Here is a 14,386-nt window from a genome sequence, read left to right on the forward strand (position 1 = left end):
AAATCCGGCTGAAGCCACATCGGCGAAACCTCCCTCACGGGATGGCGGGCGCCTTGCGTGTCGCTGCGCGTCAGTGTGATCACTGGGCAGCTATCAACTTGGCATCCCTGGCTTGAAGTTCGGCAAGCATCTGCTCATCGGTTTTCATGATCCCGAAATCGAGAAGCATGTCCTCAAGTTCTTCCATGGTGATGGGGGTCGGGATGGTGCCTTTGCCCGAATTGTCATGTATTCTTTGGGCAAGTGTCCGGTACTCGGCCGCTTGCTGAGAGTCCGGCGCATATTGGATCACCGTCATCTTTCTAAGCTCGGCGTGTTGGACAATGTTGTCGCGTGGCACGAAATGAATGAGCTTAGAATTGAGTTTGGCAGCCAGCGCTTCGGCGAGGTCGAGTTCGCGATCGGTTTGACGCTCGTTACAAATGAGGCCGCCCAGGCGTACGCTGCCGCCTGCAGCATATTTCAGGATGCCCCTGGCGATATTGTTGGCGGCATAGAGCGCCATCATCTCGCCGGACATGACGATATAAATTTCCTGAGCTTTGTTTTCACGGATCGGCATCGCGAAGCCGCCGCACACAACGTCACCGAGCACGTCATAAGACACGTAGTCGACATCGTTGTAGGCGCCGTTCTCCTCGAGAAAGTTGATCGACGTGATAACGCCGCGTCCCGCGCAGCCGACGCCTGGCTCCGGGCCGCCAGACTCCACGCATTTGATACCTTTATAGCCTACCTTGAGCACGTCTTCGAGTTCAAGATCTTCAACCGAACCTCTCGTTGCAGCGAGATCAAGAACCGTATCCTGGGCCTTCGAGTTCAAGATCAGGCGCGTAGAATCGGCCTTAGGGTCACAGCCGACGATGAGGATCTTCTGCCCATGGTCCACAAGGGCGGCTAGCGTGTTTTGGGATGTAGTGGACTTGCCAATGCCGCCCTTTCCATAGAATGCGATCTGACGCAGAGCTGCCATGTTTGGCGTTCCTTCATGTGTTCGAGGCAATGCGGTTATCCCGCAACGTGGATGCGGAGGCCGTTCCGCTGCCTCGCTATAGCTCACAAGATTCGTGCCAAGCAGGCCGATAGAGATGACGAACAATAATTTACTGCGATTCCAGTTATGTGGGCGCAAAGATGCGGGATTGAGAACAGGAACGCTTGTCACGTAACCGACAAAGGTGATGACAATGTCGAATATCTGACCAGCCGACAGGATGTCTCATTTATCCATGTGTAGCTTCTAGGACCATTGTTCGAACAGCCTGTATCCCATCACCAGACCAGCAGTAACGAATTCTGATCGCTTGCCGCAAAGGGCTGTTTCCGGCGATGATCAAGCGTCATGTCACTCGACTACGCCACGGCTAGCGATCCACTTCACGAGGAAGATGTCATTGACGCGGCGTCTGGGCGCGAGCGATGGCAAATGTTCATATAAGTCTCGCTCCAGAAGCACGACATTTCAAAGTGGCAGCGAACCCATCGGCCTCGTTCCGCGGCGATGCACGGGTTACCAATTCCAGGCGTGTTGAGGTCCCCGCTGCGTTAGCGGGTGATCTCCTTCAAGTTCCGTCAATTCGCCGAAGCATGTGTTCAACGTTAATTGCGTGGAAGATAAAGCCGAGCTCGCCAAGCGGAGAATCGTATCGGATGTCGTCTATTGTGGCGATCAGGCGGTCAGCATCGATCAGTCCCAGTTCATGCAGCAGGCAACGGCGGGATAATTGACTAGTGATCTCGCTAGCACCGATAGTCAGCGAGCCGGTCAGATAGTGTTCGAAATTTTCTCTTGTAGAAACTCCGAAGAACCGTTTTGGATATCCAAGCCGTTCCAACATCCGGCGATGCAGCGCCTTTTCGTGCCTCCAGGCCAAAGGCAAACTCCGATAAAATCGTACGGCTTCTGGCTGGGCGAATGGGCTAATTGGCCATATGCCATGGCTCGCAAACAAAGGAGCCCGCGCGGCGTGTGCCTCCAGTACCGAGATCGGCAGAATAGGAAAGGGTGCCCGATCGCAGCTTGCTGCATAGTCGGGCAATTGGTTTTTGAGCACCAGCGTCATGGCGGAGGGAAAGATCGCAGGAAGGAATGCATCGCTAACATTACGAGCGAACTGCTCGTGATTTTGCTCGAAAGCATGGGCCATTAGCAACTCATCACCGCCTGTACCGGTTGCGACCGCCCGCGGGGCTGAGGCAGTTGCGAGCGACTTCAATAGTTGATGGAGAGGCCGCTGCAGATCGGCATTGTAGGGAGCGGGGACGTAGTCGCTACTCACTTCGAACCCACACGGAACCATTGGTATCGTGTCAACACGCAGCGTTTGGTCGCGAAAGCCGAAGTGCTCGATTGCTATTTCGCGCCGCGAAGTCTGTTGACTACGAGCTGGTCCCTCGACCTCCAAGGCATAGGTTTGCAGGGCGTCAGGATGCTGCCCCGCCAAAATGGCGGCAACGACCGCCGAATCCAATCCTCCGCTGAATTCGCTAGCCGTGAGAGCGGGCGTGAGCGGCCAGCGACGCAGCAGGGTGTCGATCAAATGGCATGCTGCGGCGGCAACATCGGCCCCATCCACAAGTGGGGTCGGAATGAAATACGGTGCCGGAGGGGGATATTTCGTCTCCACGGCTCCCATCCTGTCGATGCAAAGTGACGCGCGCTCCGTCAGCATGAAAACACCGCGAAACATCGTGGTTGTTGCATAGGGGAGCGTCCCCACAAGACGCAGGCCAGCTCGGTCCGTGTCGACGTCGGCGAGAGTCATGCCCGAATAAAAGTCCGCTATCGACCAGGAGAGATCAATGCGCTCGCCGCTGACCTTCATATAAAGTGGCGCAACACCCCCATGTCCGGCGCTGAAGGTCACCGTGCCGGAATGGCGATTGATCGAAATTGTCTGATAGTCCAATGGCCATCGCCCAAAAGCACAGAAATCATGCGCTCGTTCTATCGGCCAATCCCTGAGTGCCACAACCTGCCCATTCGCTTCGGCGGAACGCTCGCGACAGATCAGGACGATTTGATCAGTGGTGTCCCACCGGAAGCTCTCGAGCAAAGGATGGTCTAGGATCTTGATAGAGATGTTGGGGTAGGGCAGCGAGTACATCGGGGGCTCAGCCACGCACTCGAGATGACCTCGGTCAATCGTTCCCTTGAACATGAGTGATCGCTTATTTGATGAAAATCTAAAGGGGCAGTGACCGCCGCCTTGGCGACGGTCACACGGACGAAACTTAAACGTCCAGTTTGTCCATGTCGCCTGGCTTGCCCCCCTTGATCATGGCAGCAATTTCTGTAGTCGAAGGGGTCGATCCGACGCGCGGCGTCTTGGCAAAGACGCTCAACTCGCTGCCGATTGGATCAATTGGCTTGCGGGTAGTTATCGTTTCCATGTTATGACTCTCCTTTGGTTTTCCTCGCCGTCCCCCTAAGGGGCCAATGACGCGATTGACTGAGGTACACTGTCGCATGCCGTTCTAGGGTGGCATGGACTGCGAAATTATTTGGCTGCAATCGATCCGGGCGGCTACGCGGTTGGCTCTCTGACCTAAGCATTGAGCGTACGACAATCGCCCGGTAAAGAAGCGGGTCTGATTGTGATGTGGCGCCGCTTGTACAACAGAAATCCAGGCAGGGACTCGTGCTCGCTTATGAGCCGGACTGGCGGCGAATTGGTGACCAAAACTTCCTGAGCCGTAAGGTTCAAACATCGAGCGGAATTCCCTATGCTAGCTAATTGCCTAAAACGTCTGCGGAGAGGACGATGGGATGACTTCGAGCGGCACGACTAATTCTTTTTCGAAAATGCTAGGCTCTGAGAGGATGTGTGTTCGCCACCCATTGGTGCGCAACGAGTTTATCAGCTTTGGGTGCGTTTCGCCGATGAGCGAGGTGATTCCGGCAGCACGGCAAAACTCCATCAACCCGATCATCAGAACACGCGATATTGGAATCCCGTCAATCTTTTCGTCACCGCTTGCAATCGCCCACCGCGTCCATTCGAAAACGTCGTGCGACCTTGGCCACTTTTGACCTCGCATGATTTGCGGGTAGACGGTTGATAGAAGATGTGGCTGCACAGTAGGAAGGAGCCGAGAATACCCGATCACCGCATCGTTCTTGAGAACGCTAAAATGAATAGCGCAATCGTGATCAAACTGATCTATTTCCCGTCTGTCACTCTTGCGTAACGCCTCCCACCCACGTCGTTCCACAAATTGCTGGTGTCGAAATCGCCAGATTTTCTCCATGATTACGGCGTTAGCCCGAGAGTGCCCAATGCAAATCTTGATCATCGCTCGCTGACCCCCGGATCACTATGCACGATCTTACTGTCCTTCAAAATGAGTAGAAATACTCATCTCTGCGCCAGGTCGCGGAACCATAGTTTGAAATCAGACAATCCCGCGCGGCATGGGAAATGGCGGTAACGGAAAGATCGCCAAAACGGGCTCAAGAATGCCATCATCTCGTACCGCTAGAGTAAATTTGCAGAGCATATGGTGTGCGTCAAAGACGCCAGGGACTCGATCAAGCCGCCTCTCAGGCCGCTTTTCGTTGATGGGATCACGTTAGAAAGCCATCTCGGCCGGTGCTTATCTGCTACCGACCAAATAGACTTCGGCCGCTCTTACCGTCCCGGGTTTCGGGGGCATGCCTATGGGTTAATCGTGGTCTGTCAGGGAGTAAATCTACTCATTTACGTCACCCGGAAATGATTATAGCTGAATTGGTGTCTCCAATAACACTCGCCTCAGTTGGAGCTGGGCCAAGAAGCGGTCCAAGCGATTGGACCAGTCCTGGCGTGAAGACAGAAAATCAATGGAAAGGGAGAGTTAAATGTCCTTGCATGTCAGCTACGTAGACAAGGAAATGACGGATCATGCCCGTGCATCACAGCCGGGAAGCGCAGCGCTTGCCCAAGGAACGCAATATTCGTTATTGCTGAAGAATCAATCGGCGCAACCTTGGACCTTCTATGTCTATCAAAAGATGCCTCAACCTGTTGCCAATGTCTTCTCCTTGGCATGGTTCTGCTCTCCGTATCAAATTCGGGTTGGCAATCAAATCAAGTTCACTTGGGAGCTCGCCTATAATTTCGTCTGGAGCGACACGGGACAACTGATTCCTGGCGTGGACTTTTTTGCCTCCGGGGTGGAGGACTGCAGCCCCAGCGGGAGAAACACCACTACTTTTTCATTAAGCGATGGACCTGGCCTGACCGCGCCGATCAAGGGGGATCCTGCAGGATCACTGGTCATCAACGATGCTGGCAATGTGCCAAACAACCGGTTCTCCGTGGGCATCGGCATGTCCGGAACAGGGACTTATGTTGCACAAGCGGGCACCAATCTGCTCCACACGTTCACGCCAACTCCGAGCTATTGGATTGCGGCGGGAACGAATGTCACTATCGGGTCGGTGCTCAGCATCGACACGATCACCCAGACCAGGGAAGCCAAGTTTCCCTCTGCCGTCTTCAATCTCGTAGGCGTGCTCCAAGAGGACAATACCTGGGACGTCAACCCGGCTTGATGGCTGGGTGAATTGGCTTCAGCTCCACCCGTCAGGGCGGAACTAATACATGGGAGTGCCTGTTGTTGCTGATAATTGGCACTCCTTTCCTCACACACCAATATTGCCCGAGGAACCAACGATGTTTGCAGGGCCTCCAATCGGTGCGATTTGTCCCTTTGCGGGGCAAGTTGCCTCTATCTCGAGCTCGGTCAATACGATCTGGAGCAACACACCCTGCGCAAGCTCTGGCGTGGCTGCGGGTACAAATGCGGAAGCTCCTATCAGCTACGTCGAAGCCCAGGGATGGATACTTTGCGATGGGCGCTATCTCAAGGCAGCCGCCTATCCAGAACTCTACGCCGTTCTCGGTGGACTCTATGGAGAGCGGAATTCTACGGCCGATCTGGAATTTCGGATTCCAGACTACCGTGGACTGTTCCTGCGCGGTTTCGATGCCGGTGCCGGTATGGACCCCGACGCGAAACGACGGCTAGATCCAACTGGCAATAATGTTGCAAATGTTGTTGGATCACTCCAATGCGATGCTCTGCAAATTCATTCGCATCCCTATGAGATAACGACGCCGTCGGGAATTTCGCAACAGGGCAGTGCCGCGGGAACTTCCATTTCAAGCAAATCGACAGGCGCGCCGGAAAGTCCGGCACGCACCGCTCTTGAGACGCGTCCCAAGAACGTGGCCGTGAACTACCTGATCAAATTTCGGTAACTTGAAAGGGGCGCAGGTCCTTTCATTCGATTCAGAGACATCGGTCCGGAAGCGACATCTTGCCGGCCGGCAAAAGAGGAGAAGTTTTAATGACTGCTACTTTGAGAGCTTTCGGATGCCTAGCTGCTTTCGCTCTGACGGTCACCTTCGCGCAGGCGGCCGCGGCTGAGGAGCATCAAAAAGGCAAGGTCGCAGCGAAGCCCGTAGAAACTGGCGTCGTGATCCGCGGCGTCACACTTGCCGGTCCGGTTGGAAATCCGGGAACGTCAACCGGGAAAACATGCGACTTCAGCGGTGAGCCCGTGGATCCATCGGGGCGTTTGGAGGGGGCAAGCGTCAACTGCAGGCCAAATGGCAACCAGGCGAATACAACGCCAGGGCTACCCGCACGCTTTAACGCGTATTGCATGATAAATGCGCCAGTCAAAAGTGCGCGGCTGATCGAAGCTGCCCGACCAGAAAATGCCAACCACTGCGATCTGTCGGGGATCACCCCAAAAGACGCGACTGGTCAATTCGGGGGGGCCGTCTGGCGGTAGGCGGTCATTGGACGACTTCTGGGGAAACAAATTCAAAGCACGTCCTCGCAGCCACCCAATCGATGCTGCCTGCTCGACCTACCGAAAACTGTGTTGCGCCTGTCTATCAATTCAGACGCAGATTTAGCTCTGCATTTCAACGGGGCTACTATCTGATCATGATGGCTGTCGTGATCCAACAGGCCCGATCTTTGAAGTGGCCGAAAACTCCATATGCTTCAGCGAATGATTCTGAGACGAAAGCTTTCGGCAATCATCTGAGGTGTATTAACCACATTGAGCTTTCGCTGGATGTTCAAAATGACATTTTGAATGGTTCGATGGGATCGTCCGAGAATCGTTGCGATCTCTATTGCTGTTTTGCCTGCGGCACACCAATGGATGATTTCGCGCTCTCGCGTTGTGATCATGGGTAAGGCCTGAATTTTTCGACTGGCATCGTTCCCAATTTGGGCGCGGAGCAAGCTGTGCGCGTAAGCCGCCATCAGATAGAGCGCGCTTCGGTCGCAGGTTGAGAGCTCTACCTTTTCCGCTCCAAAACTGACAATCGATTGAAACCCAGCGGCAGTGTGTAAAGGAACGCTGAAGCCGTCAATCAACTTGAATTCGCGTGCCTCATCCATGACACGACGGCTCTGCCGATCGAGTTTTTGATCTCGCAGAGCTTCCGACCAAACAAATGCGTGATCGCATGTCTTGCTAAGATGCACTATGGGGTCGGCGTGGACATAATTGTTTTCACGATAGCGATCAAACCACCCGACTGACCAATTGCCCAAAACGAAATAGGAATCAATTCGCTCAATAGGCGAGGGGATGCCGGATATCGCGAAATAACTAAACCCGAAATATTGTGAAATTTTTCCAAATAAGAGTAACACATCGTCTTTGCTCTTTGCGCTGGCTGACTCTGACAGGAAATCGAACACCAGATTCGAGACCGCTGAGGATTCTTCCTTCACGACAACCTCCCGGTTCGGTGCAAGATTACCTTCCTCACATCTAAGCAGTGAGTGTCCAGTTCCGTGGGCAGCTAAACTCTGAAAACCATATTATATACCCTTGATGCATACAACCAAAAAGCGCATCTTCAGGCGGGATCGTCCTCGGCAAACCGTCTGGCGCCGCTCGTCTGAAAAACAGTTCGAGCCGTCAATTTTAACCGAGTGCGTCAGCCCGATCGCCATAGCTTCGCATTCACTCGGAACCGTACGGCAGGCGACTGAGAACTTCAAAGTAGGGCCTGTCGCAAATTTTGGCACTCAACGGTATGTTGACATGGGAAGATGATTGCCGTTCCGAAAGTTGTGGAGCGAGCCGATGATTCTGAATGCTATTGCCGAAAAGCTGAAGCGGTAATCGATGGATGGTTTCAAGGGCCGGCATTGTTCGAGGCATGGCCGATCGTGCGGGCGGTTGCCTTGTATTCGGGTTTTGCTCAAGGCTTCAGACGAGTTCGTCAGAAGCGAAAGTTAAGGCCCGCCTCAATTACATTATCGTTGAGGTCGGACTTCGAGCTGATGCCTCCGCTCGTGGTCGGGACGGCGTTGTTAATGACGTAGTTGTACTCGATCTTTGCCGACACGCCGCCCGAAAACGCGTGCTCGACGCCGCCACCGAAGAGGTAGCCCTGTTTCCAGCTATCCGGTCCGGATTTCCATTTGTCGGATCCGGATACGAGGCGGCGGCCCTCGAACTCGGTCGTTGTGACGCCCGCGGTGCCGTAGACGAAAGTGCGATCAAAGCCCAAGCCAGCCTTCGCTTTCGCGCCACCGCGGAAGCGGCTTTCCACGTTGCCGCCGGGCACACGCACTTCGTTGTTCAAGTAAGAGCCTTCCAGTTCGGCGCCGAAAACGCCCGATCCAGCCTGGAAATTGTAACCTACCTGAGCGCCCACCGCTGGGGCGCGACCATTGTTGAACGGGTTGAATTTGGAGGCTGCGACACCTCCATGAAGACCGGCGTAAGCCCCGGCCCACGAGAAGGTTCCCGGTGCGTCATAAGAGGGGGCGCTCGGAACGCTGTGGTCAGCTAGATCGGCCGCCGACGCGCCGCATGCCATTAGCGTCAAGACACCTACGGAGAAGATTTTTCTTTTAATTAGCGACATATGTAACTCCATAACGAGCGAAACTAACATCCGGTGCTGGGCTGGACGCCCAAAGTCTGCAGGCCCCGCCTTACCCGCGGAGAGGGCATCATCAGCTTCCATGAGAAAAGCCAAATCGCTCGACTGGATCAAGTTTCGCATCGCGTCCGCTGGGTCTTGGGTCGACCCGACGCTCTTTGGGACATAGGAGGCGTTGTCCCTGCTGTGCTGGAGCCTTCCTCCTGGACCATAGCCGACGTTCCTCCCTGCGACAGCCTTCGCCTGTTGAATATTTCAGCATTGTCATACCTCTTTCATAAGCAGACTCTCTACAATTACCTGATTTAAGACAAGAGACGCAGAGGATATATTTAAGAATATATTCGTTTATGTTATATCAAAAACGGGAATGGACTGATACTTCACCGTTTAAAGGAAAATATACGACAATATATTTTCATATATATTATGGTTTATTTTCCAGCTGGTGGCACAAGCATTTGCCGCGCCAACAAAATTAGGCTCGCACAACGAAAGCGCGACTGTAGCTGAGCTTATGCCACGACAGAATTCACGACGCTCGTCCGGGCGGCCAGATCCGCAGAGCGTCCCTGCCACTCCTGGTCCAGGAGCCTGTAATCCGCAGCGAGTCCAGGAGCCTGTATTTCGCAGTGATATGATCGTCGGTCAGCCACTGGGTGGGGCCGAGCGGCTGCCGACCCTGCGGTGCCATGCCCGATCCCGAGGCCGGCTCTGCCGTCTGGGCAACTCGCGAGTGATGGGTGAGACGCCCGTCCGACTCCCACCCAGCCGTGTTGGGCTCACCGTGGTGGAGAAGCGTGTCATAGGGACGCGTCGGGTCGGCTTGAGGATATTCACAACATTGACGGCGTCGTCGAGACCAGTATCTCGGCGCTGTTCCTGCTGGTGATCAGCATCGCCAATTTGTTCTTCCTGAACCGTTGCGGAAGCCCAGATCGTTACCGCCGAAGCGAAGATACTCAACGCGCTCAAACTTACAGAGCACGGGCTTGATAGCCACTGGCGCAACGCCCGCACCCATACTCTGCACGACCCGGTCCGCTGGAAGTACGCCATTTTGGGTAAGTATTTCCTGAATGGCGAGAAGCCACCGCTCCATGCCTGGAGCTGACGTTTTCGACCTGCAAAGCACCCTGAGATCAGGTGCTCTGCAGATTTGTCTGCAGCGTATACGAGGGAGGAAGTTTCGCCTTCGCCACGAGGCGTCTCGGACAGTGTTGCCACTGCTTGGCCGCCGATTGTCATTGCCCCAAGTCTTTTTCATATTCCCGGCCATCCACGAAGAGCGCACCGTTCGGCCGAGATAAACATTGCGGCATCCGTCATTCAAATCGTTCATATCAAAACAATGGATTTCACTAAATCGCTCTTGGAAAAGATAAGGGGCACAGGCGGCACCCGTTGCCTCATAAGGAGTATTTGAGATGATGATCAAAGGCACTGATAACAGCCCCTTTATTAACGGATCCGATGACGACGACACAATCTATGCACGCAATCTTAATGACTGGATCAAAGCCGGTGGCGGCGATGATCGGATTGTGGCTCGAAGCGGCCACGACACGATCGAGGCCGGTGACGGCCATGACATTGTCTATGCGGGGGATGGCTCAGACATAGTCCATGCTGGTCCTGGTGACGACCTCCTGTATAGCGACGGCTCAATCGAAGCCTTCAACCCCTTCGAAGTGCGCCGCGTAATACCACATAGCGGCGAGAGCGACGACAGGCTCGACGCCGGTAAGGGAAGGGATACCCTGGTGGCCGGCGACGGCGCAGATGTTCTGACTGGCGGCGAAGACGGCGACGCCTTCGTGTTCCGGTTCCACGATCCTATGGTTGGAACAACGCACTGGTATACGACTGTGACGGATTTCGACCCGAAGCAAGACCGTTTTGTCATGGACGCCGGTGACTTCGGCAAAGGGGATCTGTTTGGCGCAAATTTCATCAACCACTCGAAGGGTTTCCCAGGCGAATTTGTGGACACTTTCTACAATGGCGAGGCCGCGAAAGCGCACGGTCAGCACGTCGTGGTAATCACGGATCGAGGGTTCACGTCTGGCTCTGCCGCCGCGACCGCTATTCACGACGAAGTCCCCGGTGACATCATTGTCTACCATGACGAAAAAACTCTCGGTCAAGATGGCAAAACTCACGGTGCGACACTAGCCTATGTCGATTCTGCGAACCACGCGCATGCCTTCGCTCATGTCGACAATCTGCACGACATGTCGGATCTTACCTCGCTTACGGCGGAAAATTTCGGCTTCATTTAATTCGAAGATCCGAGGAGCGTTCCACCCTTGGGGCGCTTCTCTTTCCCAACGTGGCGCAGGGAACTGAAAATAGAAACGACGTGATTTATTGATCGACTGCACCAGTAAAGGTACGCCATTGAAACAAGTTCTCGTCGCCGATGACGACGGCGCCATGCGCCACCTGCATCCTGGGGCGGTTGCGCAAGCTGACTTTCTTCTCGCTGGCTGAGGCCAATGCCGCTATTGGCACTTGATCGCATCAACGATCACCTCATGCGTCGATTGGGTGTTACCCGGCGGCAAGTATTTGAACGTGTCGAACGTGCTGCGCTCGCTAGCCTCCCGGGTGAAACTACGAATTCGCCGAATGGCGTCTGGTCCGTGTCTCGACCGATTATCACGTCGAGTTCAAAAGCTTCTTTTATTCCGTCCCCCATGCCCTCATTCGCCAGCAGGTCGATCTTAGAGCAACGGCGCGAACCATCGAGATCTTTTACCGCGGCAAGCGCATCGCCGTCCATCAGCGCCGCTATGGCGGCTGTCGTCATGGAACCGACCCAGATCACATGCCCAGTTCCCACCGGCGATACGCTGAGTGGATACCAGATCGCTTTCGGCGCTGGGGCGCATCCATCGGTCAAAGCATGCCGCGAGGATTTCTCCGTTGCATACCACCGCGTTCCCCGGCTGTTCGCCACGCTCGCGCTTGCAAGGGGTGACGGGCGATACGGCAGAATCCCCAAATCTATCGCTAAGACCGACCTGCTGATCCTCGATGACTGGGACCGGAAAAATTCAGCGATGATCAGCGCCGCGATCTTCTCGAGATCATCGAAGACCGCTACGAGCGTCGCTCGACGATCGTCACAAGCCAGGTGCCCCTGGATCGCTGGTGGGAAATTATTTCAAACCCAACGCCGCCGATGCGATACTGGATCGCCTCGTTCACAACGCCGAGGCATCGATCTCATTGGCGAAAGTATGCGCAAACAGCGTTCACCGATGGCGCTTGAAACACAGCAAAGCTTGACGTGGCACAAAACCCGATCCAAACATCAAACAGACCCAGGATCAGCCCGAAAAATGGCCGGCTTCAAATCGGAATCGGTGGCCGGTTTCATCGGAATACGCACCCAATGCAACATCTGAAGATCGACCTGATCGGCTTGCTTAATGCCAACGAAGCGCATCGTCGGTCGCCTTGCAGCTTCTGCGATCGCCGCAGCATCGATGATGTCATTCTTGTTCGATTTTACATAGACTTCACTGCGCCGGGATGATGCGGACGGAATGCCCCATCGTCTGCAACTTGGCGCAAGCCATTGGGAACCCGGACGGGATTCCATTCCGACAAGCGTTCTGTTCGCTCGTTCGAAGAACTGCAGTAGCGTCTCGCGCCGGAACTATCCAGGCCGACCACGTGGAAGAGGTTCTTTCCGATATCGATGCCGAAGACGGCGCATTGGCGCAGTTGGTTGCGATCCATAATTTCAGCCCTCCTTTGCCCACCTCCGTTATGCTCTCGGGAGACAGGGCGGACCATCCCATTAGCTCTAAGCCCTGCTCGTAAGCGGGAGGTGGTGAAGGGCATGTGCCGCGATTGGACGACCTCCCGGCCGGCGCCAATACAACTCAGGCCCTGGCGCGCTAATGACGTGATCAGGTTAAACCATCCCGCATCCAGCGCTCGGCTATTGCGAATGTGCGGATTGGATGTTTGCGTTTGCGGCTGCAACCGTCGAGGCCTCCCTGGGTGACGCGACTTTGGGAGCCGCAAAACCACCGCGGATTGCTACATTCAACCGCACGTGATCCTTGGCCAGTTGTTGGATCGCCGCAGCGAGGCTCGCCTGAGCGCTGGACACCTGCCTTTGCGCTTCGAGAACATCGAGGAGAGAAGAGGCGCCATCCATGTACGAGGCCGTCGAAAGCTTCAGTGCTTCTTCGATCGTTTCTACTTGCCTGCGACGTGAGTTCTCTGTGTGAACGTCGCGTCGGACGGCTGTCAAAGCGTCCTCGACTTCCTGCACAGCTGTCAGGACGGTTAATTTCCAGCTTATGTAGGCTGCTGCGGCGTCCGATTTAGAAGTCTCCACGTTTGCCCGCAAACGGCCGCCGTCCAGAATTGGTAGGTCGAGGCTCGGCCCGAAGGACCATTTCAAGATACCCCCGTGACGGCCGCGCTGCTTGGTATAGGAAGGGGTGATCGAGCCGGAGAGCGTTATCGCGGGGTAAAGCTGTGCTTCCGCCACGCCGATCTGTGCAGTCGCGGCGGCGAGATCCCGTTCAGCCTGGCGAATATCGAATCGATTGCGAATAAGATCGGCGGGAATGCCGGCATTGATCTTTCCGCGATAGACCGGCTGCCCTTCACTTTTCTGCAGTTGCTTGATCACTGTTTCCGACGGCAAAGCGAGGAGGGCCGCAATGTGATGCGCCGACACGCGAAAATTCAGTTCTAGCCTTGGTATTTCGGCAATCGTCGATCGGACAAGTCCTTCGGCTTGCAAGACATCCAGCCGGGAAGCCGCTCCCGCTTCGACTTGAAAATTCGTGAAATCGTAGGTCTCCCGGCGCGACTTCAGGTTCGCTCGGGAAATCGAGACGCGCTGCTGGTAGTACCGGGCGTCGATGTAGGAGGAAACAAGATCTTTGATTAGAGCTAGCTTTGCGGCGTCGACAGCCGCATGCGCAGAATCAAGAGAAGCCAGTGCGCTTTCAGTGCTGCGCCGGTACTGACCGAATACGTCCAGCAGCCAGGTCAACGATAGTTGCACGCTGGAGATATTCTGTGTGCTCGTGACATCTCCCCCTTTGCCGATCTCGCCGCTTGTCGTGTGTGATGCCTTGGGAAGGCCCCCGGCGCCAGCGATGGTGACGTCCGCGGCGGCGGCATTAACCCTTTCGAGCGCCTGCTGAACACTGAGGTTCTCATCCAGGCCGAAGGCAACGTACTGGTTGAGCGTACGATCTGAAAACGAATCCCACCACGCCGACACCGCAACATCGCCGGCGCTCTGTTTTGCACCCTCGGAAAACTTCTCCGGCAAAGGCGTTTCCGGCGGTGCATGGTCGGGCCCGAGCATGCAAGATGACAAAAGTAGCGGCAACACCGCAGCGGCCATACGGAACGAATGCAATCAATCAGCCTCCATTACAGCGAAATTCAAGTCAAACTCGTTTCGCCTGCCCGAAGGATGATGCCAGCGC

11 protein-coding genes and 3 pseudogenes are annotated in these 14,386 nt (G+C 55.1%); 6 read left to right on the forward strand and 8 right to left on the reverse strand.

Features of this window, described 5'->3' with window-relative positions; genetic code table 11:
• Positions 1-79: 79 nt before the first annotated feature.
• The 4 genes from nifH to GFM02_RS16755 form a co-directional block, all read right to left on the reverse strand.
• Positions 80-973 (reverse strand): nitrogenase iron protein, encoded by an 894-nt coding sequence (gene nifH / locus GFM02_RS16740; protein WP_003551759.1) that lies wholly within the window; start codon positions 971-973, stop codon positions 80-82.
• A gap of 589 nt (positions 974-1,562) precedes the next feature.
• Entirely contained in the window at positions 1,563-3,161 is a 1,599-nt protein-coding gene (locus GFM02_RS16745; protein WP_017991536.1) for an asparagine synthase-related protein, read from the reverse strand.
• 73 nt (positions 3,162-3,234) lie between these two features.
• A complete protein-coding gene (locus tag GFM02_RS16750; protein ID WP_003551761.1) occupies positions 3,235-3,393 on the reverse strand; it encodes a hypothetical protein in 159 nt (52 codons plus the stop codon).
• Between the two features lie 348 nt (positions 3,394-3,741).
• Positions 3,742-4,296 (reverse strand): acyl-homoserine-lactone synthase, encoded by a 555-nt coding sequence (locus GFM02_RS16755; protein ID WP_003551763.1) that lies wholly within the window; start codon positions 4,294-4,296, stop codon positions 3,742-3,744.
• A 544-nt stretch (positions 4,297-4,840) separates the two neighbouring features.
• Here GFM02_RS16755 and GFM02_RS16760 point away from each other — a divergent pair.
• On the forward strand, positions 4,841-5,536 hold the full coding sequence (locus GFM02_RS16760; RefSeq protein ID WP_003551764.1) for a protein RhiA: 696 nt from the start codon (positions 4,841-4,843) through the stop codon (positions 5,534-5,536).
• A gap of 121 nt (positions 5,537-5,657) precedes the next feature.
• Positions 5,658-6,245, forward strand: a complete 588-nt coding sequence (locus GFM02_RS16765; protein WP_080635933.1) for a tail fiber protein — start codon at positions 5,658-5,660, stop codon at positions 6,243-6,245.
• Between the two features lie 757 nt (positions 6,246-7,002).
• Here GFM02_RS16765 and GFM02_RS16770 read toward each other — a convergent pair.
• Both GFM02_RS16770 and GFM02_RS16775 read right to left on the reverse strand, forming a co-directional pair.
• Positions 7,003-7,746, reverse strand: coding sequence for a helix-turn-helix transcriptional regulator (locus GFM02_RS16770; protein WP_003551769.1), 744 nt, complete (start codon positions 7,744-7,746; stop codon positions 7,003-7,005).
• Positions 7,747-8,243: 497 nt separating this feature from the next.
• On the reverse strand, positions 8,244-8,894 hold the full coding sequence (locus tag GFM02_RS16775; protein ID WP_003551771.1) for an outer membrane protein: 651 nt from the start codon (positions 8,892-8,894) through the stop codon (positions 8,244-8,246).
• Between the two features lie 937 nt (positions 8,895-9,831).
• Here GFM02_RS16775 and GFM02_RS16780 point away from each other — a divergent pair.
• The 4 genes and pseudogenes from GFM02_RS16780 to GFM02_RS16795 all read left to right on the forward strand — a co-directional run.
• Positions 9,832-10,026: pseudogene (locus GFM02_RS16780) on the forward strand (SfnB family sulfur acquisition oxidoreductase); the annotation flags it as partial.
• 313 nt (positions 10,027-10,339) lie between these two features.
• Positions 10,340-11,194, forward strand: a complete 855-nt coding sequence (locus tag GFM02_RS16785; RefSeq protein ID WP_003551775.1) for a calcium-binding protein — start codon at positions 10,340-10,342, stop codon at positions 11,192-11,194.
• Between the two features lie 356 nt (positions 11,195-11,550).
• Positions 11,551-11,895 carry a Mu transposase domain-containing protein gene (locus GFM02_RS35725; RefSeq protein ID WP_373423257.1) on the forward strand — a complete coding sequence of 115 codons (345 nt, stop codon included), beginning with the start codon at positions 11,551-11,553 and terminating at the stop codon, positions 11,893-11,895.
• Positions 11,816-12,325: pseudogene (locus tag GFM02_RS16795) on the forward strand (ATP-binding protein); the annotation flags it as partial. The gene GFM02_RS35725 and the pseudogene GFM02_RS16795, both read left to right, overlap by 80 nt.
• Here GFM02_RS16795 and GFM02_RS16800 read toward each other — a convergent pair.
• Positions 12,304-12,662 (reverse strand): annotated as a pseudogene (locus tag GFM02_RS16800) (IS110 family transposase); the annotation flags it as partial. The pseudogenes GFM02_RS16795 and GFM02_RS16800 sit on opposite strands and share 22 nt — an antisense overlap.
• Before the next feature lie 205 nt (positions 12,663-12,867).
• Positions 12,868-14,316 carry an efflux transporter outer membrane subunit gene (locus GFM02_RS16805; protein ID WP_168322224.1) on the reverse strand — a complete coding sequence of 483 codons (1,449 nt, stop codon included), beginning with the start codon at positions 14,314-14,316 and terminating at the stop codon, positions 12,868-12,870.
• Positions 14,317-14,386: the final 70 nt, after the last annotated feature.

This window comes from Rhizobium leguminosarum bv. viciae (assembly GCF_012276115.1).
Lineage (GTDB): Bacteria > Pseudomonadota > Alphaproteobacteria > Rhizobiales > Rhizobiaceae > Rhizobium > Rhizobium leguminosarum_T.

Bases quoted from the DNA above. Each gene is read 5' to 3' on its own strand.
- GFM02_RS16750 (WP_003551761.1), bottom strand. From the start codon at position 3,393: ATGGAAACGATAACTACCCGCAAGCCAATTGATCCAATCGGCAGCGAG.
- nifH (WP_003551759.1), bottom strand. From the start codon at position 973: ATGGCAGCTCTGCGTCAGATCGCATTCTATGGAAAGGGCGGCATTGGC.
- GFM02_RS16755 (WP_003551763.1), bottom strand. From the start codon at position 4,296: ATGATCAAGATTTGCATTGGGCACTCTCGGGCTAACGCCGTAATCATG.
- GFM02_RS16765 (WP_080635933.1), top strand. From the start codon at position 5,658: ATGTTTGCAGGGCCTCCAATCGGTGCGATTTGTCCCTTTGCGGGGCAA.
- GFM02_RS16745 (WP_017991536.1), bottom strand. From the start codon at position 3,161: ATGTTCAAGGGAACGATTGACCGAGGTCATCTCGAGTGCGTGGCTGAG.
- GFM02_RS16775 (WP_003551771.1), bottom strand. From the start codon at position 8,894: ATGTCGCTAATTAAAAGAAAAATCTTCTCCGTAGGTGTCTTGACGCTA.
- GFM02_RS16760 (WP_003551764.1), top strand. From the start codon at position 4,841: ATGTCCTTGCATGTCAGCTACGTAGACAAGGAAATGACGGATCATGCC.
- GFM02_RS16785 (WP_003551775.1), top strand. From the start codon at position 10,340: ATGATGATCAAAGGCACTGATAACAGCCCCTTTATTAACGGATCCGAT.